The following is a 25,099-nucleotide window of genomic DNA, read 5'->3' as shown; positions in this document are numbered from 1 at the left end:
TTCCAAATTCCAATAAAAAAACGGAAATAACTTTTAAGTTATTTCCGTTTTTATTTTTTTTTAGAAATCTAATTATCTAGAGAAAACGGTAATTACACCAGTTGTTTTGTCTTTAATTTTAAGTTCTTTGTTCGTAAGATTCATAATATCACTAGTTGTCGTAACACCTCCAATAGTAAGTGTTAAATCATTGTGAGATCTTACATAAGTTCCGGTTGTTTCTACCAATGCGCAATTGCTTCCATTATAATCTCCATAAACTGCTGCATTACTTAACTTTAGCTCTAAATAATCAACAGAACAGCCGCTTTGATTTGCTGTTGCATCAACTAAAACTTCTTTTCCGTCAGGACCAATTGTCCCTGTTTGTCTTAAGTTATATTTCCCCTGAAGTGGAATAATTGTTTCTCCTTCATTATCGTCACTGCTACATGATGCGGCAAATAATCCTAAACTTAAGGCTGATACTAATAATAATCTTGTAGTTTTCATGTTTGATTTGTTTTTTATTGATATAATTTAATAATGCTAAATTAAATGTATATCCTTACAAAAAATTTCATGATTTAAAGAAATTATTACATAAATCGCATTTTAACTCAATTTTGTTTTCTTACATATTTATTAATAATATAAGGTGTAACTGGTTTTAATCCTCTTCCAGTTTCGGGATGCATCCCATGTGTATTAAAGAATTCAATACTATCTCCCACTTTAGCATACCAGATAATGGCTTTTTCATTTTTAAAAAAAGTTGTCGTATCGCTAACTTTAATTTTTCTAAGATTTATAATTCTTTCATCATAAGGTTCTGGCGAGTTAAATATTCCTATTCCTTGTATTTTTAAATCACAGCTAACTTCTTCGTAATGATCACCAGACCATTGTATACATTCTTTCTTTGAGAAGTCAAAATAAGTGATTAAACCTAATCCAATAAGAACAGCTGTAATTAATAAATTTCTCAACATTTTACTTTTTGGTTTATCTCCTACAATAACTAAAGTTGTAGTAGGAATTGATTCTTGTTCTTGTTTTTCCAGTTCTTCCAGTTCTTCTTCTTGTTTAGATTCTAAACTTTGACTTTGAAATTGCTCTTCAATATCGGAAGTTACTTCTGAATCAATCGAATTTTCAACTTCCACCTCATCAATCAAATCATTAGAAGAAAATTTATTAGAAAATTTGGTGTCTCTTAGATCATTTATTAAGACTTCCTCATCCTCCTCATGCTGTTTTATAAACTCTCTAAAAGGTCTTGGCCGAAGATCTACTAATATTGCTGCTAATTGAATCGTATCTTCAGCAGGCTTTTCTGTTTTACCTAAAAGAAACCGCTTAACAGCTTCCAATTTATTCAGCTCGTCATCTCCAAACAAGTTTTTTTTATCCTTATCAAATGGAAAATCGAAAAAAGATTCAAAGGCAATTAAATCTTCTTTATTATTGTTTGATTGGAATCTTTTAATACATAATTTTTTAAGCTTAGCCGGTGTTGGCGAACTTAAATTATTTGAATACTCTCCATTTATTTCTTCTTCATATTTAGCTTTAATAGCTTTTTTGTAATCTTCAATAGTATAGTTTGACATAGGCATTTTGAACTTTTTAAAACTTTTCTAAGGTACTTTGTTCTACTTTTTATGACTTCTTCGAACCTATCCAAACTTTAGAAAAATAAATTAAACTTTCCTGACTTTCTAATCAATACAGGCTCGAAACCGTTGTTACTTTGCCTCAACAAAATTAGTTAACGTTTTGATCTGCAGGTCAAAAACAAATGTACAAAACTAGTCAAGTAACCAAGTGCGGAAAACCGTAAAACGGAGTTTATCCGGGAAGTATAAATAAAGTTTTATAGTTCTACGCATTTCACTTCCCAAACAAGTCGGCAATGCCATAACAAAGTTCAGAACCTTTCTGAACGGCAAAGCCCTTTTACTAAATCTTAAATCATTAAAAAAATGAAATCACTATTTACATTGGGAGCGTGCGCGCTATTAAGTCTGACCATTTTTTCTTGTTCAGCTGATGAATTTGAAACATCAAATAAAGATAAATCTACAAATGAGGTAAAAAAAGATACCACACAAACCAAATATGCAACTGGTCCGGATGATGATCCTGTACCTGTAACACCTCCTCCACCAAAAAAATAAAAAATAAAATTTATAATAATTAATTTATTGCTATTTTCGGGGAAAGTACGATTTATGTTACGATCCCCGTTTTTTTCTCTTACTTTCCTTTTCCTTCTGTTTTTCTCTTGCCAGAAAAAAACGCCTGTATCACCTATTAAAGAAACTACTTACAAAGAAGCCAGGCTTCTACAACAAAAGGCAGATAATCATTTTTATAAGAATAATTACAACAGTGCCTTTTACTTATTTAACAAATCTAAATTACTATTTGAGTCAATTAAAGATAGTAGCAACATCGTTTTTAATTCTATTCAAATGGCCAACATACAGCAAATAAATGGCGATTATTACGGAAGTAAAGAAACCTTAACAGAAGCACTTCCTTATAGCAATAATGACAAAAATTATACAGTAGCCATTAATAATTTCTTCGGAATTGCTTATAAAGAACTTTTTCTATATAATGATGCTATTTTTTATTACAACCAAGCCATTATATCATCTAAAGATTCCATTTCTAAACAATCACCATTAAACAATATTGCTGTTGTCTATATAAAACAAAAAAAATATGATAAAGCAATTAAAATTTTAGAATCTATTTTAGAGGAAAAAAATCCAGATAAAAACATTTCTTTAAAAAGTAAATCAAGAGTAATTGACAATCTAGGGTTTGCTTTTTTTAAGAAAGGAATACCTGATAAAGGTTTTCAATTTTTAGATGAAGGATTAAAATTAAGAATCCAGATCAATGATAATTATGGTGCAATTGGAAGTTATCTTCATTTTGCCGAATTCTATTCGAAAATCAATATTTTGAAATCAAATGAATATGCCAAGAAAGCTTATGAAACTGCTACAAAATTTAATAGTGTTGATGAGCGTCTGAAGGCTTTATCTATTTTAATCTCTAATGGTTTGGGAACAAATTATGCCCAAAAATATATTTCGATTAATGACAGTATTATTAGTATTCGAAATAATTTTAAAAACAAGTTTGCAAAAATCAAATACGATTCTAAAAAGGAAAAAGACGAAAACCAAAAACTTCGTTTGGAAAAAGCAGAGAATTTAGTAGCATTAAAAGATGCCGAAAACCAACGAAATATTTTTATTGCCTCTTTTGTTGCCTTTATTTTTTTACTGGTTTATCTGAAAAAACAATATGATAACCGAAATCGAATAAAAAATATCAAAACAGCTTATGATACCGAAACCCGTATTGCAAAAGACATTCATGATGGTCTGGCAAACGATGTTTTTCATGCTATTACTTATACACAAACCCAGCCTTTGACCAACGAGAATAATAAAGAAAATTTGCTGCAAAAACTAGATAGTATTTATTCTCGCGTTCGCGGAATTTCTCGTGAAAACAATGATATTGATACTGGTTCAGGTTTCTCAAAAAACTTAAAAGAAATGCTTTCTACTTATAATAGCAGTCAAACCAATGTTATTATCAATGGTGTCGAAAAAATAAATTGGGATTCTGTTGAAGAATTAAAAAAGATAGCCATCCAGCGGGTATTGCATGAATTGATGGTCAATATGAAAAAACATAGTGAAGCGCCGGTAGTCTCTATAAAATTTAATAACAATTCAAATTCTCTGTTTATTGATTACAGCGACAATGGAAAAGGCTGTGAAAAATCAAAAATTATAAAAAATGGTTTACAAAATATGGAAATCCGTATTCGGGCCATAAAAGGAACTATTACTTTTGAAACTGAACCTGATAAAGGTTTTAAAGTAAAAATAACAATGCCTAAATAAAAGCCTATGTTTAAAAAAGTAATAATAGCGGAGGATTTTGAAGAATTCAATTTAGCTGTAAAACAAACTTTGAATGATCTTAACATTGTCAATTTTCAGCACGCAAAATATTGTGACGATGCTTTTCTAAAAATAAGAAAAGCTATTCAGGATAATGAACCATACGATTTATTAATTAGTGATCTTTCGTTTAAAAAAGACCATCGTGAAGTAAAAATTGGCAGTGGTGATGAATTAATTCAAAAAGTGCGTGAACTACAACCTGATATTAAAATCATTGCCTATTCCATCGAAGATAAAAACGCCCGTATAAAATCACTTTTTGATGATTCTGAAATTGATGCTTTTGTACTAAAAGGCAGAAACAGCATTGAGGAACTTAAAAAAGCGCTTACTATTATTTCGGCTTCTGATCAAAAATTTATTTCTCCCGAAGTTGCTTCTGCTCTTCAGGAAAAAGGCAATTATGAAATAGATGATGTCGATATTAAAATCCTCAAATATTTAGCTGCCGGAACTTCACAAGATGAAATTATTGAGATTTTTAAAAGCTCGGATGTTAAGCCCAATAGCAAAAGTGCTATGGAAAAAAGATTATCTAAACTCAAAGACTTTTTTAAAGCTAACAATACCGTTCATTTGGTTTCTATTGTAAAAGATATGGGAATAATTTAAATTCCTCTTCACTTCATTTTAAAGCTCCTTCGGGAGCTTTTTTTATTTCTTCGATTTAAATTTTTGGATTATGGATTTCCGTAAAATACTGGTTTTGATTGGTTCTACTTTTGGATTAGTAAATAATTTAAAATTAATTAAAACCAAAAAATTATGGAATATAAAGTAGTGCCATTTGTGGCTTCAATCGATCCAAAAAAAGGAACATCTAATCATGTTGCTGAGCAACTTGAAAGTTTAATAAAAAATTTCACTAATCAAGGTTGGGAATATGTGCGTTTGGAAAGCGTATCAACATTTGTTCATCCTGATAGCGGATGTTTTGGATTAGGTGCTAGACCTGGTTACACAACAAATAGTCAAATGGTTGTTTTTCAGAAAAAATGAAATATATCATCTTATTAATTATTCGAATGTATTGGATTTTAATTCCTCAGTCGAAAAGAAGAAAATGCATTTTTAAAAAATCCTGTTCAAATTATGTTTTTGAAACAACTCAAAAAGAAGGACTCATAAAAGGTTTACAAGCATTTCAATTTCGATTTAAAAACTGCAGAGGAAATTTTTCAATTTTTCATAATCCAATTGACAATAAAATTCAAATGATTCTTCCTTCTCTTATTATAGTTGAGAAGGAAGAAATTGCTGAAAGACTAATTACTTAAGCCCAAAACAAAATCAGGTATTTGTACTCTTTTTGAAGGACTTAATTCTAATTAGATTTATCCAATATCATACATACTAAAGTTTTTAAATTTTGCTTTCACAACATCTAAAAAATTTATTCAAACAGATAGCCTTTACTAAAACAGTATTGAGCAGATTCTTAATTATTCTTTTTAAGAGAAATAAAAATATTGAGATATTAAAATTAAACTACCAAATAAATTATTTGTTCAAAAACAGTTTTATAATAATTGAATATGAGTTTAAAAATGCTTTATGGTATTCATTTAACAATAAAAAAACTTTAGAAAGGAGCATCAAAATTTTCAATCTAGAAAATATACCTTCAAGCATGGATATAATAATTCATGGTTTTTTTAGAAAAAAGAAATATTCGCTAAAATTTGAGCCAACGCTAAAAATAGAAAACCAAAGTTTCAAAACAAACTTTTCAAATCTTTCCTTAAATCTGAAAGAGAATCTAATTCCTCAATTAACTCATTCTTCGATTGATTTTTCTATTTCAAAACTAGAAGTAAAAACTTCAAAAGTTACTTTAAAAAATCAAGCATTTAATTTGAATCATAATACTTATAACCAAAACGAATTTATATGATACGAGAATATTACAAACTACCGGAATCTAGTGCAGTAATGCGATTTTTATGGAAATGCGCGGGAGGCGATCGCTATTTACTTGAAAGAGCCACCTATTCTGATCAAATAAAATATATGTGTTTAGGAGGAATTGTCTTTGCAACTGGCGCTTTAGCTGGAATTGCTGGAGGCTATGCCTTTTATACCATATTTGAACCTCGCGGATCAGCAATTGATAATCCTATAGATTTTCAAACTATTTGTATCGCTATCTTGTTTGGAATTGTTTGGGGATTGATGATATTCAACATTGATCGATTTATTGTAACAAGTACGGGAAAAGGTGATGGAACCGAAGCCATAACAATGGGTGAATTAAAAAGTGCTCTTCCTAGAATTTTAATGGGAATGATTATAGCCATGACAATTTCAAAACCAGTTGAAATCCGAATGTTCAAAACAGAAATTGATATAAAACTAAGAGAAAAACAGCTAGAACAACAAGCCGAATATCAGAAAAAAGTAGACAAAACTTATGCTGATCGAGAAAAATTACTAACAGCAGAATTTGGAACTATTGCACAAGAAAGAAATGCATTAAACGAACGAATTAAATTAGCAGAACAAGCTTATACAGACAATTTAATGGGAAAAGCTAAAGGAATTGTTGGTGGAAATGGCCCATTATCAAAAGCATTAAAATCACAATTAGACGATTTAACAAATCAATTGGTAACTTTTGATAAACAAAATGGAAAAGATTTAGCCGAACTAAATAAAAGAAAAGATTTCTTAAGAATAGAAAAAGACAAAGCCAGAGCGGATAATACTAAAATAGCTAATGGCCTTGATGGTTTACTTGAGCGTATAAAAATTGCTCATGAAGTAGCTGGTTTTTGGATTTCTCTTTTTATCACTTTACTATTTATGGCAATAGAACTTACTCCTATTTTTTTCAAGTTAATGCTAACCAAAACTACCTATGACTATTTAGCAGAAAACCGTGATGAATTAATTAAGGCAGAGTACGGGATTGAAGTAAAATATGATTACTACAAAGACAAGCAGGGAGTTGAAAAACATTTGGTAGTTAATCACGAAGCTGAAAAGTTAATTTTTGAAAAGATAAAAGTTACTGAAATTCAAAAAGAACTTACAGAATATGCTGTAAAAAAATACAAAGAAAGAGAAATGAGTAAAATAGATAATAATCTTGATGCTTATATAAATTCAATCGAAAAAAATGAACAAAGCAGTTAACGAAATTCGGCTTTTTTTATTTACCTGTTCTGGAGAAGATAATTACATTTTAAAAAGATGTAATAAACGAATCCAGAAAAGATTTGCTTTACTTGGCTCTTTTGTACTTCTAATATTTGTTGGATGCTTCTTCAGTGCAACATTTTTCATTATTTCATTATTTAATGGAGCTCACTTTTTCGGCATCATCATTGGTCTTATTTGGGGAGCGGTAGTTGTAAATATGTATTTATTATTACTTCATACTATCTCACCAGCAATAATCCCTTTATCATCAAAACGAAAAAAGAATAAAAGTTCAAGTAACAATCTCGAAGGAATAAATCCGAGCCAAAACAGTTCTTTAAATCTTTCTATGATTTTGAGAATTGGCTTTATGACTTTACTGGCTGTTATTATTGCTCAGCCTTTAAATGTATCTTTTCTTTCTTTCTCTGTACAAAGTGACATTGAAAAACATAAGATTTCGGAAAGAATTAAACTATATACATTAACAAATAAGCAATTAATTAAAGAAGAATTTCTAAATCAAAAAGACTTCAATTCTAAAATTATCAGTCAGGTAGGTTATAAAGAAGTAAACTCTTTTAAAAAACAAATTGGTATAATCGATTTAAAAATTAAAACAGATAGTTTGTTTATCATTAATGCATCAAAGCAATTAGCTGAATTTAATAAAATTGATAAGCAATTTAGTTTAAGTAATAAAGAAGAATTACAGAAAGCTAAAATATTAAACAGCCTTGAAATTTTATTAGACAATGAATTAACATCAGATCAGAATTTTCTAATAAATATTAATTCTATAGCTGTAGAAGGCTCACTAAAAACAGATTTTGATAGTTTCAAAAAAAAATTAAACGCTTTAGTCACAAATAAAATTGACAACTATAATTCTTTAAATATTCTTTTAGATAAAAGTAATTTTTATGTAAAAACAATTCAGTTATTATTTACTGGAAATCCATTTTCATGGATTATTACAATAATGGTTTGCTTAATATTTCTATTACCAATCTATTTTAAATATAAAACTCGTGATTTATGTTCGAGAATATTCAATACTAAAGAAAGTAACGAACCCGATATTATCAAATTAAGGCAAGAACTTATAAACACAACTAATTTTAATTGGTTAGAAAATAAAATAAAATCAGTAAACATAAATAGTATTAATACATCAGATTATTATTTCCAAAGAATGTTAATTGAACATCGAATTATTTTAGAAGAATACGACCATTCTAAAAAACTTTTTACAAAAAAATTATCTCATAATATATCCTATTTCAACAGAGAATCATTAAATAGATTAACTCCCCTATTAGAAAAACTAAAAAAGTTTAATATTCAAAAATATAATGAGATTGTAAGATCGATTAATAAAGAATATACGGACGAAGAAATGTTTAAATATGAATATTGGTTAGATTCTCCTTTTAGAACTAAAATGAGGTTAATTACAAAGACTTCAAATGATGAAAAAGGACTACTAGAATTTCTCTATGATCAAAAACCCGAAAACGATTAGAAAATGCTAGATAAAGTAGTAAATATCATCAATGAAGAAACTTTTGTAGGAGAAGACAATCTAACCTATAAAAAAATTACATATGAAATTCTTACACCAAGAAAGACATATTTAAAAGGAATTATTTCTGGAAAATATAGAGGTATCAAAATCGAAGACGATTATGAAAAAGCTGATTTGTTTGATTTTGAAATTTATGAAGCAAATGTAACAACTGAAAGTCGTGATGACTTTAGAGCTAACGAACCATTTATTTTTCCCAGAGATTTTGAAAATGTTATTAAAAGAAAAAGAATAAAAGGAAATAAATTTCCAAAAGAAAAATTACCTAAAGATCTTCCCGTTACAATAACTGCAAATGAAAAATTATTTGGAGTAAATGTATTAGAACCAAAATTATTTGAATTTGAAATAATAAGAAAACTTCACCAAACAGAAGGTGATGAAATTTTCGGATCTTTTAATGCTTACATTACAGGATATATTATTGATAAAACAAGAGAAATCGAAGAAAAAGTCATTTTGGTTCAAGATGAAATAACTTCTATTCCAGAAACTCCTTCAATCTGTGTATGTAGCAACATTGAAACAGGTAAAACAGAAATTAAAAACAATTATATCCGAAGAGAATATAAATGCAAAAATCATAATGACAATGTTTGGGGTAATTGGGAATATTTAAAAAATAATCAGCCATTAAATTTTAGATCTCGTAATAATATTGGCAATAATCCAGGGTGCGCAAGTCAAGTTATCGGCATTCTTGGCATTTTATTCGGATTAGCATTTATAATATTTATGCTTCCAAGCATTTTATATATTGCTGCCCTTTTCGCAATTATGCTAATTTTAGGTAATCTTGGGTCATTTTTGAAACCATTATTTAGAATAATTGGAGTATTATTTTTAATTGGATTTATTGCTTCTCTAATTCATTCTGTTAGCACACAATCACATATTTATAACCCAAAACCACTAATTGTTGATTCACCGAGAGAAGTAGCTCCGTATATTCCCATTGACGAAACTAAACATGAAGACCAAAATATTGAAAATGATAGTATCATAACAAGATATAGATTATGGAAAGATTATTCTGGAAACCAATATGAAGGTCAATATAAAATTAAATTAAGTGATTATAAAAAAGCTCATCTATTCAAGGAAAGTCTTCCTTTAAGCTCAAATACTATGAATGCTTATGATAAAGTTATTTTTGATTTAAAAGAATTTGATAAAAATAATTTTAACAGCCTATTTCAACTTTTTGATAGTATTGGTAAAGCAAAAAAATTAAACAAAATACAATTTGCAGAAATGATTGTAACATTTGTTCAAGATATACCATATGCCTTAGTACTTGATAAAGACTGTAATTCTAATTTATATAGTGATCGTTTTACAAGAAATTATCTTTTAAGCAATAAAGGAGATTGCAATGGAAACCAACGATTTGGAATCAATACTCCTGTAGAATTTTTAGTCAATCTAAAAGGCGACTGTGACACACGCACATTATTATTATACAGCATTTTATCCCATTATAATTATGACATTGCACTTATGAGCAGTGAATTTTACGGACACTCAATAATTGGAATTAATTTACCAATTAATGGTACGGCTTATAATTATAAAAACCAAAAATATATTCTATGGGAAACGACAGCTCCCAATGCTAAACCTGGAAATATCCCAAATGAAATTTCAAATTTAAATAACTGGAGAATCTCTTTAAAATCAAAATAATTATGGACAAACAAAGTTTATTTTTTACCTGCATCATAGCAATAGTTTCAACTTTATTGATGCTAATGTCAATTCAATTTTTAGCAAAAAAACTAAATATCAAATCTGAACAACAAGAAAAATTAAAACTCTCATATACAATATGGCTTATTTCAATTCTCACCTCTTATTTCTTATTCTTAAAAACAGCTTTAGAATTAATCGAAAATTCCATTGAAATAATCATTTATTCAAAAACAATAGAAAATACATTTTTAGTATCAATGCAAAAAATTACAGTTTTTATTGGTTTTACTTTTTTCTTCACTTTCGCATCTTATTTTATAGTTGAAAGAATATTGCAGTTATCATTTGGCAAAAGATTGGACAATATTGAAATTGAAAAAGAAAATATTGGTTACTATCTTATAAAAGGAAGTTTATTAGTCTTACTTACTTTTTCTTTAATAACCATATTTGAACATTTCTTACAATGGTTTATGCCGACAGTAGACACTCCATTTTATCATTAATTATAAAAGTCAAAGTTTTCGCTCATTATGGTTTTCCATAATATACTGATTTTTATTGGTTTTACATTTGAACAAAACAAATATTTTTTTAATTAAAATTTTAAAATCATGAAAAATTATTATGTAAATCAAAACGCACAATCAAACGGTGATCACGAAGTCCACAATGGAGATTGTGTTTATTTACCATTACCTCAAAATCGAAAATATTTAGGAATTTTTTCGAACTGTAAGGATGCCGTTACTGAAGCAAAAAAAACTTACACAAAATCAAATGGATGTAAAACTTGTTGTAAAGAATGTCATACTAGTTAATCCGTATTAAACTTTATTCTTCCCTCTGAAACATATTGAAAGAGGGAAGAAAAAGTTTTGGAGCTTACAGTTTAATTAATTTTTTCATATAAACCCCCCAAACGCCTATGCAAAAAAACTACCTCATCTTACTTTTTGTTTTTATATTTTTTTCCTGTAAACATGCTGATGCTCCTCCACCGCCATCTCAGATAAATTCATTTTATAAACCAGTCATTACATCAGATGATCGTAAAACGATAACTCCGGAAGAAGCCAAAAACTATCATGTAAATACAACTTACAAATACAAATACAGAACTGGAAATTCTGGACATTATAAATACAATTATGATGTAAAGGGAATAAATATAGCTGGAGACTCGGTTTTTGGGAATATAATTGTTCAAGGAAAATTTGGAGCTGGAGTCTTAATTGACAGCCTTAGTGAAACTGAAATAAATACCGAATGGATTGCTCACGGAAAACTAAAAGCTCTTGACAAACATGGAAATGAATACCATTTAATTGTTAAATAAAATTATCTAATGAAATACACTTTACTCTTATTTTTTGTTTTCGCAACTTCATTTTGTCCACCCGAAACGGCAGTATATATTTGTGGATCGAGTGGTGCGAAAAAATATCACCTCAAAGAACATTGCCGTGGTTTATCCAGCTGCCGAAGCGAAACTGTAAAAACATCACTCAAACAAGCTAAAGGACTTGGTTTATCTCTTTGCGGATGGGAAGATTAATTATCTTCCCATTTTTCACATTTAATCATTTGATAATAATCGCTTTACAATAAATTCACATTAGTTTTAGTAATTTGAAATAAAACTAATCGTTATGAAATTCTTTAATCTAAATTTTCTGGTATCATTCAAAGAATGGCTTTTTTTAAGAGCTATGCAATCATCTTTCCTACACTAAATAAACCATTTAAAAATAAAGGAAAGTCTTATTGAATGAATAAAATTGAAAACTCATTTTTGAACAAAAACCAATTTGGGGAAGATTTCTTGTGGGGTGTTTCTACCGCCGCTTTCCAAATTGAGGGAGCACATGATTCTGACGGAAAAGGTTCTTCTATCTGGGATGTCTTTACTTCCCAAAAAGGAAAAATAAAAAACGGACATCATGCCCTGACCGCCTGTGATTTCTATAATTCTTATCAGGATGATATTGATCTGATTCGAGAATTAAATATTCCGAATTTTAGATTTTCTATCAGCTGGCCCAGAATTATGCCAACCGGAATTCATCCTGTCAATCAGGCTGGTATTGATTACTACAACAAAATCATAGATTCACTTCTTGCTTCCGGAATCGAACCCTGGATCACACTTTACCACTGGGATTTGCCACACGAACTCGAATTAAAAGGAGGCTGGACCAACCGGGAATCGGTTTCCTGGTTTTCAGAATATGTAGCAATTTGTGTACAGCATTTCGGCGACCGCGTAAAAAACTGGATGGTCATCAATGAACCTTCTGTATTTACAGGTGCAGGTTATTTTTTAGGTATTCATGCTCCCGGAAAAAAAGGAATTACCAATTACTTAAAAGCAATGCACCATGTTACTCTGGCAACAGCTGCAGGAGCAAAAATTATTCGGAATAAAATTCCGCACGCTAATATCGGAACTACCTTTTCTTGTACGCACATCGAGCCTGCTACAGAAAACGCAAAAGATATTGAAGCCGCAAAACGTGTCGATACTTTACTGAACAGAACTTTTATTGAACCTATTCTTGGTTTAGGTTATCCACAAAAAGATCTTCCTGTTCTCAAAAAACTCAATAATTATATTTTAGAAGACGATTTAAACAATCTCGCATTCGATTTTGACTTTATCGGTCTTCAATGTTACACACGCGAAGTGGTCAAATCGGCCATGTTGATTCCGTATATTGGAGCTGAATTAGTCAGTGCCGAAAAACGAAATGTGATTTCTACCGAGATGGGCTGGGAAGTTTATCCACCGGCACTGTATCATGTTCTTAAAAAATTCAATAAATACGAAGGAATTCGAAAAATTATTATTACTGAAAATGGCGCTGCTTTTCCGGATACGGTAACCAACGGAAAAGTATTCGATATCAAAAGAACGCATTATATTCAGGATCACCTCGAACAGATTTTAAAGGCCAAAAACGACGGTTTAAATGTCGAAGGATACTTTGTATGGAGTCTGACCGATAACTTTGAATGGGCAGAAGGTTACAACGCCCGCTTCGGATTAATTCATGTGGATTTTGAAACACAAAAACGAACTATTAAAAATTCAGGATTATGGTTTAAGGATTTTTTATCCTGAAACTAATTCCTAAAAATATAAAAGGCTTTTACATTAATTGTAAAAGCCTTTTTTTATAGTTGAATAGCGCTAAATCTGTTAACGCAGTCTGTATTTATAATTTTGCTTTAAAATCCCGACATGAACTTTGCCATTATTTTTTAAGTGTGTTGTTATAAGAATAAATCTTTCATCTGGATAATTTACAGTATAGCTAAAGACCGTATCTTTTACCTTGACCTGCAGCAAATGTTTTCCGCCCTCAGAGACTGATAATGCCGCTGTCTCGTAGGTAGGCAGAGCTTCAGTGGCTTTTAAAGTAATGTCTTTCACTTTTTCTTTATCCAGAAGTATTTCCAGTTTTAAATTATCCAGTTTCATGTCTGTTGGCTGTTCAAACGATACAACATATTTTTTACAACCGAAAGTGCACAAAACGATTAATAATAGCAATAATTTTTTCATGAAGATGTTTTTAAACAGATGATTATTCGGAACCAAAATTCCTTTTAATATTTTATAAATATAACCAATTTTATTACAATCCAGCCTCCAAAAAAGCAAGTTTGACCGTCTCCAAAATTAGTTTTTAACTGGGAAAAGTTTCTTGAAAAAAAATCAAAAAAAAAGATAAAAAAAATCGATTATTTCGTTGATTTTATTAGGTTTAAAGGTTATTTTTTCTTATCTTTATAGTGTAAATAACAGTAAATATATGCCGAAAAACAAACTTTTTAAACGCCAAAATTACATTTCAAAAAATTATTCTTTTTACTTCTTAAAACATTTTATTTTTCAAAATGTTTCCAAATTTCATTTCGAAATTTTTCTATCTAATCTTTTTTCTGCACAAAGTATAAACAAGCAGATGAAACCAGGGCAACCGCTCCAATTGCAATCGTAATTATTTTACGGGGATATATTTTCTGAACTACTTTTTTAGAAAATAAATCTTTAAAATTAAATAAAAGATTTCCTTTTTGAGGAAGCTCTTTTAACTCTTCATGTTCATTATTCACCAAAACTCTTTTTTCTATGCCATTATTTTCGATTTCAGGATTCGCCTTTTCATTGACACTTTCAATTTGTTTCGCCAACTCCATTCTACACTTTTCATTAAACTTTTTAAAAGGTCGGGGCTGAAAATCGACTATAACTGCCGCAAGATTTATAGCATCAATATTTGAAGGATCTGTTTCGCCTTTAAAGAAAGTTTCAATGGGTCTAAACTTATCTTTTTGTTCCTTAAACTTATTCTTTTTGGTATGATCAAAATCCAGACACAACAGGTTTTTAAAAACATTCAAATCATCCTGACTTGGGTTGTTTTCATAAATGAGCCAGCATAAATCACGGAGTTTTCCGCGGGAAGGACTATGCAAATAATCAAAGTGTTCTCCCTCTTTTTCGAGTTCGTACTTAATTTTAATCGCCTTTTTATATTCTTCTAATGTATTATTCATCTTCGCTTTTTTAGGAACCACTTTGAACTGTCTATTTTATTTTTAACAAAACACTTTTATATGCCTTCAAACACTTTCAAGTTTTATTCCAATTTCAATATTATTTCTACATTTTTTTTAAACTGTTCAGCCAACTTTTCGCAGGCTTCTTGCATCTATAATAATATACAGATTCGTTTAAAATTAAATAGCATTTAATAAAAAAACAGGCATTGCATTTTTATAGTATTGGGAATTCACGGGAATCTCGGGAAAACGCGGGAATTTCGGGAATACCTTATCCACAGTGCTCTAAAAGTGCCTTTCCTTTGCATCAGAAATTAGTTCAGGTTTTGTCTGCAGACTAAAACAAATATATAAAACTAGTTCTAATTCACATTGTGGAAAACCGTAAGACCGGGTTTATTCGGGAAGTATAAATTACGTCTTACAGTTCTACACAAATACTTCCCCAAAAAACAATTTTGGTGTCGCCAAACAGACTCCGGATCATTCCGGACAGCCACACCTATGTCTAATTTCTAAATCAAATCAAAATGAAAAAATTAATACTATTTATCGCTTTTGCGCTATTGTTCACTATATTTTCTTGTACTCCGGATGAGTATGAGACACAACCAACAAAAAAAATCGAGAAAAACATCGATAAATTAAAAGCTGGTGGTGACAAACCTGATGGTCCTGGTGATGAACCAAAACCGCCAATCAAACCATAAGCTAAAAATATATTTTTAGTATGCAATTAATTACTATTTTCGGGGAAAGTAAATTTACATGTTACGGTCCCCGTTTTTTTATTTCATAATACCACTTTTTCTTTTTTCCTGTCAGGAAAAAAAGATTATAAATAATGATAACGAATCTATACGAAAAGAGGCACTTACTTTAAGAGATAAAGCTGATGAAAATTATCAAAAGCAAAATTTTAATACTGCTTTCTATGAATTTAACAAATCAAAATTACTTTTTGAAACTATAAAAGACAGTTCCAATTTAGGATATGTTCTTATTCAAATGGCAACTATTCAGCAAGTCAATGGAGATTACTATGGGAGCAAAGAAACCGTAACAGAAGCACTAACTTATTCTAAAAAAAACAAAAGCTTCGCTAGCTCCATAAATAACGCGTTAGGAATTGCTGATAAAGAACTATCTCTTTATGATGATGCGATTTTTTACTATGAGGAGTCTGCAAATGAATCTCTAGATTTTGAAGGAAAACAAGGTCCTTTAAACAATATTGCTGCTGTTTATATTCAACAAAAAAAATATGATAAGGCAATCACAATTTTAGAATTCCTTCTAGAATCTCCTTCTAGTAAAAAATTACTAATGTATAAAGATAAAAGAAATAAAAAAGCCAGATATCAAGATAACTTGGGCTACGCTTATTTCAAGAAAGGAGTAAATGAAAAAGGGTTCCGTTTAATGAATGAAGGCCTACAAATTAGAAAGGAAATTAACGATACCTATAGCAGCATTGAAAGTTATCTACACCTTGCCGACTACTATTCTAAAAAAGATCTTCAAAAATCAGACGAAAATGCTCTTTTGGCTTATAATACAGCCACAAAACTCAATAGTGTTGACGAAAGACTGGAAGCACTTCAAATTTTAATTTCCAATAATCACAGTGCACAGGACACCAAATATGTACAAAAGTATTTTTCCTTAAATGACAGTATTATTAAAGTGAGAAACAACTTTAAAAATAAGTTTGCCAAGATTAAATACGATTCTAAAAAAGAAAAAGACGAAAATGAAAAACTTCGTTTAGAAAAAGCCGAAAATGAACTATCGTTGCAAAAAGCCAGTTACATGCGAATTGTATTTGTAATTGTATTTGTTTTCTTAGTGATTTTAATTGCAATTTTAATCCGTTACTATAAAAATAAAAACAAGGCTATAGAATTAAAAACTTCTTACGATACAGAAACCAGAATTGCTAAAAAAATCCACGACGAACTGGCTAATGACGTATTCAATGTAATTGCTTTTACCGAATCTCAGTCTTTATCTACAGAAAATACCAAAGAAAATCTGCTTCAAAAATTAGACGACATTTACGGACGTGTAAGAGGAATTTCAAGAGAAAATAATAGTATTGATACGGGAATAAATTTTACCCGAAGCATCAAAGAAATGCTTTCGGCTTATAATACCCACGAAAGAAATATCATTGTGACCAATTTGGAAGAAATAAACTGGGAATCAATCGATGATATGAAAAAGATTACCATTAGCCGAATTTTACAGGAATTAATGGTAAATATGAAAAAACACAGTAAAGCAAACCTTGTGGTAATAAAATTTGAAAGTGACCTAAAAACGATCTTTATCAATTATATGGACAATGGTGTGGGCTGCGAAAAAAGTACTATTGTAAAAAATGGTCTTCAAAACATGGTAAACCGCATTATAGCCGTTAACGGAACTATTGATCTTGAAACAGAACCAGACAAGGGCTTTAGAGTAAAAATAACAATGCCGGAACAAACACTTATAAAAGCTTAATATATTATTGAACTCCATAAATTAAAAAGCCTTTCAGAATCTTCCGAAAGGCTTTTCTCTTCAAAAAACAATAAAATTATAACCTTTTAAAGCTTATAATGTTTCGTTTAAAACCGCAACAGCTTCTTTCCAATTATTGACTCTTAAATGATGCGTTTTATTTATATTATGAAATGCTGTAAACATAATTGGTTTCCCAATACAATAATCCAGGTTTTTACAATGATCATCAATCAGATAATCAGTATTGATAATTCTTTTGCTTCCGCATAAAACGATATTTTCCCATTTGATAAAAGGAAAATGTTCTGCAAGCCAGGCTACTTTTTCGGCAAGAGAAACCGGAAATTCTGTCGCTGCCGATACAATAAAAATTTCAAAGTTCTTTTGTAATTCACGAACACTTTCTACAGCATCGGGCATTACAGGAAGAGACCTGAAAAAATTATCTTTATTTAAAACTTTGACTAATAAATCTCTATCCTTAAAAGCCTCATCTTCACTCAATCCTTGAATACTCTCTTTTGTTAAACTAGTTCCGTATGCGGTATTATAATGATCTATTAACTGAGATTCAAAATCAGCCAATACACCATCCATATCGATTGCAATTGTTTTCTTCTTCATTGTAAATTTATTTTGCGGTAAAATTATGCGAAAATTGCAATATATTGCAATTTTTAACTTATTTTTGCAATATAAAACCGCAAACAAAATGAAAAAGGAAGAACGTCAAAAAGCCATTTTAGAATATTTAGCCAAAGAACATCGCGTAACCTCCATAGAACTAAGCGAATACCTCAGCGTTTCTGAAGATACAATAAGACGCGATTTAAAAGAACTTTCAGATCAGGGACTTTTAAAAGCCGTTCGTGGTGGTGCGGTTGCTCCTTCTCCAATTCCGTTGCATTATAGAAAAAGAGAAAAGCACGATATCGAAAACAAAAAGATTATTGCGCAAAAAGCAATTTCGTATTTAAAAGACGGACAAGTCGTTTTTATTGACGGAGGGACAACTTCTTTAGCTTTAGTAGCAAGCTTTCCTTACGATCTAAAATTAACGGTTATTACCAATAGTTTTCCGGTTGCTTCATTGGTGGAAGATTTACCCAATATCGATTTAATTTTTGCGGGCGGTAAAATGTGTAAAACTTCGTTTACGACTTCAAGTATGGAAACAATGGATTTTTTTAGAAATTTCAGAGCCGATGTCTGCATTTTAGGAATCTGCAGTATTCATCATGAACGTGGGATTACAGGAATTTTATATGATGATTCGATGCTGAAGAAGAATATGGTTCAGCATTCTAATTTTGTAATCGCATTGAGTTCCATCGAAAAAGTAGAAACTGCCGAATCGTATTTTGTCTGTCCAATAAAAGATATCAATGTTTTAGTGACGAATGTTTCGCCTGAAGAAGAGATTTTAAAAGCATATAAAAATACGGGATTAACAGTTCTTTAATTTTTAGAATTATAAGGAGCTATTCCAGCCATCCGCTATATCTTTTCCTGCCTAAAGAAGGCAGAAAAAGGATGCCGCTTCTGTCTGGGCTAGGGCACTCGGTTTCATAAGAACTTTTTTTTAATCATTGTTTCAAAACACAAAAAAGCCTTTCAGAATTTTACTCCTGAAAGGCTTTCTTTCTCTACAAATTAATTGGCAATATTATTTTCATCTGTCACCAATACCCCGTAAATCTTCGTATGATAAGTTTTTCCTTAATTTTCTCTCATTTTTTTATAACGTGAAATTTAATAAAATAAATTAGACAGTTCAAACATATCGCCACACGAAAGGATTCATGCTGGAGCGGGGGGTATTTTACATTTATTCATTTGACCAATATTATTTTTGAGCCTGATTTCCATATATGATAATGTTAGCTTGATTGTTCTCGCTATTAGCTTTATGACCATTAATACTCATTGAATTAAAAATGTAGTTTATATAATACTTTCTGCCTAAAGTAAAAGTGTAAAGAGTTGTATCAACTTTACTTTTTATATCTGTTATTTCATATTTTAAATTATCATCGATAATAATTTTATGTCATAATTTATTTCACCAACATAAGGGGTATTAGGACTAAATATTACCTGATTATTTATTGAATCACAAATAATATTAAATGCGGAATCTTTCTGAATAATATGTTCAAAGTTTGAATTCTTTAAATATTTCTCAGTAATAATTTTTTGAGGACACTCAATTGAATTTTGTTTTCTTAATAAAATTGTATTAAAAGAATGATTTTCGTTATGGTATTCATTGCAACTAATAAATAATATAATACAAAATAAAAAATTAAGATATTTCAATATACCCATAATAGTTTGATTTAAATGATTCAATTTTTATTCTTTGACGTGCATGAATTAAAATCTTTCTAGAAGGTGAAGGATTTCCTAATTCATCAAGTTGAGTTATTGGATTATATCCCCAAGTATAAATACTAAAAAAAACTTTCTCCGCTTGCCCTATTTTGGCTGTAATATTTCGATAAATGTCTGTTGGCTTGAGTGTCTTGATTCTTGATGCGTAAAAAATTATAGCTATAAAAGTTTACTTATCATTTTAATTTATTTTTAATTATTCTTCCAGATTTTGTTATTAAAACAATATTATTTATAGATTTTTTATTGTCATATTGATGATCATTAACCAGCATTGAATAAATTGTATTGTCAATGTAACATTTTCTACCTAAGGCAAATACATATTTTGTAGTATCTCTTCTGCTTTTAATATCTGTTATTTTATACTCTAAACTATCATCAATAACTATCCTGATATCATAATTTATTGTTTTGTTAGTTAAAATTTTTGGGGTAAATAATCTTTGGTTGTATTTATGCATTTCAATTTCGCAATCTCTTATTTCGAAACTAGAATGAGTATATATAATTTTTTTAAAATTTGTATTTTTTATATATTCCTCATAAACTACTTTTTTAGGACATATCGAAGAATTCCATTCTTTTAAGTAAATCCCTTGTAATGAATAATCTCTATCAATATATTCATTACAACTGATTAATAGGAGAGAGATAAGCATTAAACTAAAACACTTCAATGTATCCATAGTAATTTGATTTAAATGATTTTGTACTAATAAAATTTTTTCTATAAATTAAGATCTCACTATGATGTGCTTCGTTTCCAGATTCATCACGTTGGTTTATAGGATCATATCCCCAAGTATAAATACTAAAAAAGACTTTTTCTGCTTGCTCTACTTTAGTTGTAATATTTCCGTGGATGTCATAAAATGTTAATCCTCCTTCGTAAACAACCCAATGCGAATTTGTAGTTAGATTTTTAGGATTGTAACTTGAAACATCTTCAATCATGTTCAAATCAATCATCAAGTCTATTACTTTTTTATAATTTTTCCGAGATTTGTTGGAATACTAAAACTAAGAGGTTTTTTTGTGTTATCAAGTTTTTTTCCATTTACAACCAATGACTTTATATTATTCATAATGATCCATTTTCCAGGACCGGAATTCCCTGAAATTGTATCTAATTTATCTTTAATATCAGTTATTTTATATTCTAAACTATCATCAATTATAATTTTCATATCATAATTGATTGGGCCTGTATAACTAAATTTAGGGGCAAATACTCGTTGATTAAATTTGTAATAAATAGAATCACAACCATTTATATCAAAATCTTTGTTACTATCAATTAGTGTCTTAAATGATGTGTTTTTTTTATACCTCTCTAAAATAATTTTTTTAGGGCACGTTAATGAATTCCATTCTTTCAAATGGATATCATTAAAAGAATTATCAATTTTTTTGTATTCAATTTTCACACAGCTTGAGAGCATTAGTAAAATAAAAATCTTAATATGCTTCAATGTATCCATAATAATTACTTTTAAATGATTTAATAGAAATGCTTTGTTTTTTATATATAAGTGGTCTTTTATATTTATTATCATCATTTCCAAATTCATCAAGCTGAGTTACTGGGTCAAATCCCCAAGTATAAATACTAAAAAAAACTTTTTCTGCTTGCCCTACGTTAGTTGTAATATTTCCATGAATATCATAAAATGTTAATCCTCCTTCGTAAACAACCCAATGCGAATTTGTAGTTAGATTTTTAGGATTGTAACTTGAAACATCTTCAATCATATCAGAATCTATCATCATCAAAATAGTATGCCCTGCATTGTATTTTTTCTCAATAGTTTGAAGTTCTAACAAATCAGAATTAGAAACATAATCATGAGCTTTGGCTTCAATTCCTTTTTTATTCATGATTGAATATAAATTTAACCCAAATGATTCTGCATTTGTATAACCAGCAACTTCTTTACACATTCTGGTGAGCATATCAGGCCAGTTTACGGCTTTTAGCATATCCACATCACCATTTTCAAAACCGTTATAAACAAATTGGCTATTTAAACTTTCTTTGCTTCGAGTGGTTGCCAATACAATCCAGTCAACTTCACTCATACCCATGGATTTGTAATTAGAATCTGTTGGTTTGGTCTCATACATGCTTAAAGCTTTTTCATGAGGTTTTACAACATAAGTGCCTATTTTGTATTCGCCTGTTCGAAACAATTCCTTCGCTAGATTTTCATAAGCTTTTGGATCGCGTTTTATCATGGCATAATACAAAGCCGACATTCCGCAAAGCGAACTATATTTTTGATCTATTTTCCATGGATCTTTAACGCGATCGTTTATTTGTTGATGGACTTCAAATCTATTAAACCACCTAAAACGATTGTGTTTCCATTCTTTATATTCAGCTTCCGTTTCTGGATCGTTCACATAAGCACGAACATAAATATAACGTCCACACATATCTTCGTCATTTAGTGTAATTTTTACAGAATCGCCTTTTGCAGAAAGAGGTATTTCCAGCCACTTGTTTTGAGACGGGCTTTTATATTTCAACATCCAATTGATATCTGATAGATTTGCAGGAGGTTTTTTCACATAACTTTTTACTTTAAAATGATAGGTATTTCCAAAAATCATTCCTAGCTGGGTTTTCGTTGATTTAGGAATATTATCGGAACCCAAATCTAAGGCTGTTAAAAGTTCAATTTCTTTTACAGCTCCATCCATAATTTTTACCGGTGGATCCTCCGGATCTCCATACAAGTATTCGGGAGCATAATAATTTATTTTTCCGTTCGAATTTATTTCTACTCCCTCTTTGGCATATAGTCTTGTTGTACCGCCTACTTTGGTTGTAATATTTCCTTTTACTCTTAAATTGAATGACATAGTTATTATTTTTCTTCGGTTATAATAAATGTTAAAAAATCAACAGCATGAAACTGTTCGTCAGCATAAAAAGTTTTATTGGCAATTTCCTGGATTTCTTTTTTGGGCATCATAATCATTCTTGTACCGTCTGATCTTCTTATTTCGTCTCCATAATTGTTTAGTGCAAAATGCTCAAAATTTATTCTTATTTGTCGAGGTGCACTTGTCATGTAATTGCCAAAAGGGTCATCGTAAAATACTTCTCCATCTTTACTTACAGTAAAAGATGCCTGATTATGAGTATTTCTATAAATCCATACATTTCCATCACTATTCAGTGTTAAATCTATTCCGCTTACTTTTTTTCTCATTTCTATTAGTTTTGAGTAGTATCTTCACCGCTGTTATTTTTAATGTTCTTTTTAGAATGTATTTCATGAGATTCATCGCTATTAGAAATTATTCTTCCATTACTAACCGTATTATGGTCTTTTTTTAAATCTGAATTGTAATCGCCTTCAATGTTTGCGTTATAATCTCCTTTCACATCTAAAATTTTATTTCCACCAACACTTGTGTATAAAATTCCGCCAATACTGGTAGTTTTATTTAAGAATGCGTTTTCAGAAATATCAGTTCCTGCCTTTAGTGTAATACTCTCAGTTGCCTCAAAAACAATATTTTTAGCTCGTATGGTCACTGTTTCCGGCGAAGTCACATTTATGTTTTTATTCTCTTCATCCAAATGAATTTCATTCCCGCTCGGGTCAGAAAGCCAGATACCTATCTTCTCAATAAATTTTAATAACATTCCAAATCGAAGTTTCCAGCCTTTTATCATATTCTTCGGGTCAAAAAACTCCGGTTTTTCTTTTCCGTTGTAATAGGTTCCTGAAACATAAGGGCATTCGGCATTGCCTCCCTGAAAACTAACCTGAACTTCTTCGCCTATTTCAGGCCTGAAATAACCTCCCTTTCCTGATCCGGCATATAGCTGTGTTACGCGCATCCATTCGCTCTCATTGCCCCAGCCATTCCAATAATATTGCACTTTAACACGTGCTAAACCTTCCGGATCATTATTGTCAGTTACTTTTGCAGGCTGGACTTCGGCAAAAGCAAAGACATTTACATTCGTATAATGTGGTACGGCAACATCAGATGGAATGGCTTTGAACTCACATTTGTAATCTCCATTTACTTCAGAATAGTGAATAACTTCTACAGCTATCAGGTTATGTTCGACTGTTTTGTTTTGAATGCTAAAAACCTGCCCGACACCAATTGGGAAATAGGATATACCACTGTAAAAAACACAATTGGCATTATGCGCCGAAGTTTGCAGTTTCACCATTTCATCAATTTCTTCCTTATTTTGTGCATTATTGGTATAGGCGCCTACATTTACTTCCTTTGTTGTTACGGCTAACTGATTCCAAACCATTGAGGAAGTGAATCTATCTCGGCTTCCGTTATTATTGACCAATGCACCATTGCGAATATTTGATGCTGTGAGGTAATCATAACCTCCAAAAGAACTTTTATGTGAAAACAGATTGGTTTCTATTGTAAACTCATGTAACGACGAACCGTTAATTAGTTTAATATTGGTGACTTTAGTTTCTCCAAACTGCATTCGCATTCCATCAAAATAAAACCACTGTCCATAGCGTTCAGAGAGACGTTTTAAGAAATTAAAGTTGGTTTCGTTATACTGCGGTTTAAAAGAAAAACTTTTGGTATAAGTCGGTTTGATTGCTTGTGTCTGATAAAATTCATCGGATTGGGTTTCTGCAAATATTTCAAGTGCAATTTGTTGCAGGTTTTTACCGAGAAAAATTCTTGACTTAGGGCCGTCTTCCAAAAAAACAGTGTGACTTATTCCATAAACATGAAGACCAGCGGGACTTCCATGACGATCAATTGATTTCAATCCTCGAACAATACCTTTGGACATTAACTTAATTCCGTTGACTTTAAAAGTAAAAATAACTTCACTTCCAATGTACTTTGAAATAGCATTAGCTTGTTTTTCAGGATCAATTACAGCTTCTGCTGTGTATTGCCAGACAAAAGAAAAGTAATGATGGTTTGCCATTGACTGAGTCAGCTTTAAATCATAGTAAACAATGTTTTTTTTAAAAGTACTGATAGAAATATGAACTTGTTCTGAAAATTTACTCATAGCTTAAAGGTTTTAGTTAATTACAATTGTTTTAAACTTATATTTAGTAAAACAATCACAAAGCCTCTAAAAGCTATAATTATGACAGAATATGTTTTATTTTAAAAGTTAAGGATTTGAATCTATCAGAATATTTCAAAACACAAAAAAGCCTTTCAGAATTTTACTCCTGAAAGGCTTTCTTTC

28 protein-coding genes are annotated in these 25,099 nt (G+C 30.2%); 17 read left to right on the top strand and 11 right to left on the bottom strand.

Going from position 1 to position 25,099, the window contains the following annotated elements; translation table 11 throughout:
• Positions 1 to 72: 72 nt before the first annotated feature.
• Together ACFS3A_RS11590 and ACFS3A_RS11585 are read right to left on the bottom strand one after the other, a co-directional pair.
• Positions 73 to 492 carry a lipocalin-like domain-containing protein gene (locus ACFS3A_RS11590; protein WP_379825618.1) on the bottom strand — a complete coding sequence of 140 codons (420 nt, stop codon included), beginning with the start codon at positions 490 to 492 and terminating at the stop codon, positions 73 to 75.
• Between the two features lie 107 nt (positions 493 to 599).
• A complete protein-coding gene (locus ACFS3A_RS11585; protein WP_379825617.1) occupies positions 600 to 1,592 on the bottom strand; it encodes a hypothetical protein in 993 nt (330 codons plus the stop codon).
• A gap of 372 nt (positions 1,593 to 1,964) precedes the next feature.
• Between ACFS3A_RS11585 and ACFS3A_RS11580 the strand changes: the two genes are divergently transcribed.
• The 14 genes from ACFS3A_RS11580 (at position 1,965) to ACFS3A_RS11515 (ending at position 13,525) form a co-directional block, all read left to right on the top strand.
• The gene (locus tag ACFS3A_RS11580) at positions 1,965 to 2,159 is read left to right on the top strand and encodes a hypothetical protein (protein WP_379825616.1); all 195 of its coding nucleotides are present in this window, start codon (positions 1,965 to 1,967) and stop codon (positions 2,157 to 2,159) included.
• A 297-nt stretch (positions 2,160 to 2,456) separates the two neighbouring features.
• A complete protein-coding gene (locus tag ACFS3A_RS11575; protein WP_379825615.1) occupies positions 2,457 to 3,917 on the top strand; it encodes a tetratricopeptide repeat-containing sensor histidine kinase in 1,461 nt (486 codons plus the stop codon).
• A gap of 6 nt (positions 3,918 to 3,923) precedes the next feature.
• A complete protein-coding gene (locus ACFS3A_RS11570; protein ID WP_379825614.1) occupies positions 3,924 to 4,592 on the top strand; it encodes a response regulator in 669 nt (222 codons plus the stop codon).
• 153 nt (positions 4,593 to 4,745) lie between these two features.
• On the top strand, positions 4,746 to 4,979 hold the full coding sequence (locus ACFS3A_RS11565; protein WP_379825613.1) for a hypothetical protein: 234 nt from the start codon (positions 4,746 to 4,748) through the stop codon (positions 4,977 to 4,979).
• Positions 4,976 to 5,257 (top strand): membrane protein insertion efficiency factor YidD, encoded by a 282-nt coding sequence (yidD, locus tag ACFS3A_RS11560; RefSeq protein ID WP_379825612.1) that lies wholly within the window; start codon positions 4,976 to 4,978, stop codon positions 5,255 to 5,257. The genes ACFS3A_RS11565 and yidD overlap by 4 nt, the downstream gene beginning before the upstream one ends.
• Before the next feature lie 92 nt (positions 5,258 to 5,349).
• Positions 5,350 to 5,874 (top strand): hypothetical protein, encoded by a 525-nt coding sequence (locus ACFS3A_RS11555; protein WP_379825611.1) that lies wholly within the window; start codon positions 5,350 to 5,352, stop codon positions 5,872 to 5,874.
• Positions 5,871 to 7,115 carry a DUF4407 domain-containing protein gene (locus ACFS3A_RS11550; RefSeq protein ID WP_379825610.1) on the top strand — a complete coding sequence of 415 codons (1,245 nt, stop codon included), beginning with the start codon at positions 5,871 to 5,873 and terminating at the stop codon, positions 7,113 to 7,115. Before ACFS3A_RS11555 ends, ACFS3A_RS11550 begins: the two co-directional genes overlap by 4 nt.
• On the top strand, positions 7,099 to 8,646 hold the full coding sequence (locus tag ACFS3A_RS11545) for a DUF4407 domain-containing protein (protein ID WP_379825609.1): 1,548 nt from the start codon (positions 7,099 to 7,101) through the stop codon (positions 8,644 to 8,646). The genes ACFS3A_RS11550 and ACFS3A_RS11545 overlap by 17 nt, the downstream gene beginning before the upstream one ends.
• 3 nt (positions 8,647 to 8,649) lie before the next feature.
• Positions 8,650 to 10,395 carry a DUF308 domain-containing protein gene (locus ACFS3A_RS11540; protein ID WP_379825608.1) on the top strand — a complete coding sequence of 582 codons (1,746 nt, stop codon included), beginning with the start codon at positions 8,650 to 8,652 and terminating at the stop codon, positions 10,393 to 10,395.
• Between the two features lie 2 nt (positions 10,396 to 10,397).
• Positions 10,398 to 10,907 carry a hypothetical protein gene (locus ACFS3A_RS11535; protein WP_379825607.1) on the top strand — a complete coding sequence of 170 codons (510 nt, stop codon included), beginning with the start codon at positions 10,398 to 10,400 and terminating at the stop codon, positions 10,905 to 10,907.
• Between the two features lie 108 nt (positions 10,908 to 11,015).
• Positions 11,016 to 11,222, top strand: a complete 207-nt coding sequence (locus ACFS3A_RS11530) for a hypothetical protein (RefSeq protein WP_379825606.1) — start codon at positions 11,016 to 11,018, stop codon at positions 11,220 to 11,222.
• A 107-nt stretch (positions 11,223 to 11,329) separates the two neighbouring features.
• Positions 11,330 to 11,740 (top strand): hypothetical protein, encoded by a 411-nt coding sequence (locus ACFS3A_RS11525; protein ID WP_379825605.1) that lies wholly within the window; start codon positions 11,330 to 11,332, stop codon positions 11,738 to 11,740.
• A 9-nt stretch (positions 11,741 to 11,749) separates the two neighbouring features.
• The gene (locus ACFS3A_RS11520) at positions 11,750 to 11,959 is read left to right on the top strand and encodes a hypothetical protein (protein WP_379825604.1); all 210 of its coding nucleotides are present in this window, start codon (positions 11,750 to 11,752) and stop codon (positions 11,957 to 11,959) included.
• Between the two features lie 213 nt (positions 11,960 to 12,172).
• Positions 12,173 to 13,525, top strand: a complete 1,353-nt coding sequence (locus ACFS3A_RS11515; protein WP_379825603.1) for a GH1 family beta-glucosidase — start codon at positions 12,173 to 12,175, stop codon at positions 13,523 to 13,525.
• 78 nt (positions 13,526 to 13,603) lie between these two features.
• Here the strand turns inward: ACFS3A_RS11515 and ACFS3A_RS11510 are convergent, their stop codons facing one another.
• Positions 13,604 to 13,969 carry a hypothetical protein gene (locus ACFS3A_RS11510; protein ID WP_379825602.1) on the bottom strand — a complete coding sequence of 122 codons (366 nt, stop codon included), beginning with the start codon at positions 13,967 to 13,969 and terminating at the stop codon, positions 13,604 to 13,606.
• A 368-nt stretch (positions 13,970 to 14,337) separates the two neighbouring features.
• Complete coding sequence (locus ACFS3A_RS11505) at positions 14,338 to 14,967, bottom strand: hypothetical protein (protein WP_379825601.1); 630 nt, start codon at positions 14,965 to 14,967, stop codon at positions 14,338 to 14,340.
• Between the two features lie 536 nt (positions 14,968 to 15,503).
• Between ACFS3A_RS11505 and ACFS3A_RS11500 the strand changes: the two genes are divergently transcribed.
• Positions 15,504 to 15,683, top strand: a complete 180-nt coding sequence (locus tag ACFS3A_RS11500) for a hypothetical protein (protein ID WP_379825600.1) — start codon at positions 15,504 to 15,506, stop codon at positions 15,681 to 15,683.
• A 58-nt stretch (positions 15,684 to 15,741) separates the two neighbouring features.
• Positions 15,742 to 17,481 carry a tetratricopeptide repeat-containing sensor histidine kinase gene (locus tag ACFS3A_RS11495; RefSeq protein WP_379825599.1) on the top strand — a complete coding sequence of 580 codons (1,740 nt, stop codon included), beginning with the start codon at positions 15,742 to 15,744 and terminating at the stop codon, positions 17,479 to 17,481.
• A gap of 93 nt (positions 17,482 to 17,574) precedes the next feature.
• Here the strand turns inward: ACFS3A_RS11495 and ACFS3A_RS11490 are convergent, their stop codons facing one another.
• On the bottom strand, positions 17,575 to 18,108 hold the full coding sequence (locus ACFS3A_RS11490) for a 5' nucleotidase, NT5C type (protein ID WP_379825597.1): 534 nt from the start codon (positions 18,106 to 18,108) through the stop codon (positions 17,575 to 17,577).
• 88 nt (positions 18,109 to 18,196) lie between these two features.
• Here ACFS3A_RS11490 and ACFS3A_RS11485 point away from each other — a divergent pair, with 88 nt between their 5' ends.
• On the top strand, positions 18,197 to 18,946 hold the full coding sequence (locus tag ACFS3A_RS11485) for a DeoR/GlpR family DNA-binding transcription regulator (protein ID WP_379825595.1): 750 nt from the start codon (positions 18,197 to 18,199) through the stop codon (positions 18,944 to 18,946).
• Positions 18,947 to 20,054: 1,108 nt separating this feature from the next.
• On the opposite strand, the gene ACFS3A_RS11480 is transcribed toward ACFS3A_RS11485, so the two are convergent.
• From ACFS3A_RS11480 to ACFS3A_RS11455, 6 genes are read right to left on the bottom strand one after another with little or no spacing between them, the layout of a single operon-like run.
• Positions 20,055 to 20,567, bottom strand: coding sequence for a hypothetical protein (locus ACFS3A_RS11480; protein WP_379825594.1), 513 nt, complete (start codon positions 20,565 to 20,567; stop codon positions 20,055 to 20,057).
• Positions 20,545 to 20,850 (bottom strand): hypothetical protein, encoded by a 306-nt coding sequence (locus ACFS3A_RS11475; RefSeq protein ID WP_379825593.1) that lies wholly within the window; start codon positions 20,848 to 20,850, stop codon positions 20,545 to 20,547. The genes ACFS3A_RS11480 and ACFS3A_RS11475 overlap by 23 nt, the downstream gene beginning before the upstream one ends.
• 8 nt (positions 20,851 to 20,858) lie before the next feature.
• Positions 20,859 to 21,362 (bottom strand): hypothetical protein, encoded by a 504-nt coding sequence (locus ACFS3A_RS11470; protein ID WP_379825591.1) that lies wholly within the window; start codon positions 21,360 to 21,362, stop codon positions 20,859 to 20,861.
• Positions 21,340 to 22,746, bottom strand: a complete 1,407-nt coding sequence (locus ACFS3A_RS11465) for a hypothetical protein (protein ID WP_379825590.1) — start codon at positions 22,744 to 22,746, stop codon at positions 21,340 to 21,342. Before ACFS3A_RS11465 ends, ACFS3A_RS11470 begins: the two co-directional genes overlap by 23 nt.
• Before the next feature lie 5 nt (positions 22,747 to 22,751).
• Positions 22,752 to 23,099: a hypothetical protein gene (locus tag ACFS3A_RS11460; protein ID WP_379825589.1), complete on the bottom strand. Its 348-nt coding sequence runs from the start codon at positions 23,097 to 23,099 to the stop codon at positions 22,752 to 22,754.
• A gap of 5 nt (positions 23,100 to 23,104) precedes the next feature.
• Complete coding sequence (locus tag ACFS3A_RS11455) at positions 23,105 to 24,913, bottom strand: type VI secretion system Vgr family protein (RefSeq protein ID WP_379825588.1); 1,809 nt, start codon at positions 24,911 to 24,913, stop codon at positions 23,105 to 23,107.
• Positions 24,914 to 25,099 lie beyond the last annotated feature (186 nt).

The organism is Flavobacterium notoginsengisoli (assembly GCF_042686225.1).
GTDB lineage: Bacteria > Bacteroidota > Bacteroidia > Flavobacteriales > Flavobacteriaceae > Flavobacterium > Flavobacterium notoginsengisoli.
Note: the sequence above shows the minus strand (reverse complement) of the source record. Positions and strands in the feature narration are given on the sequence as shown.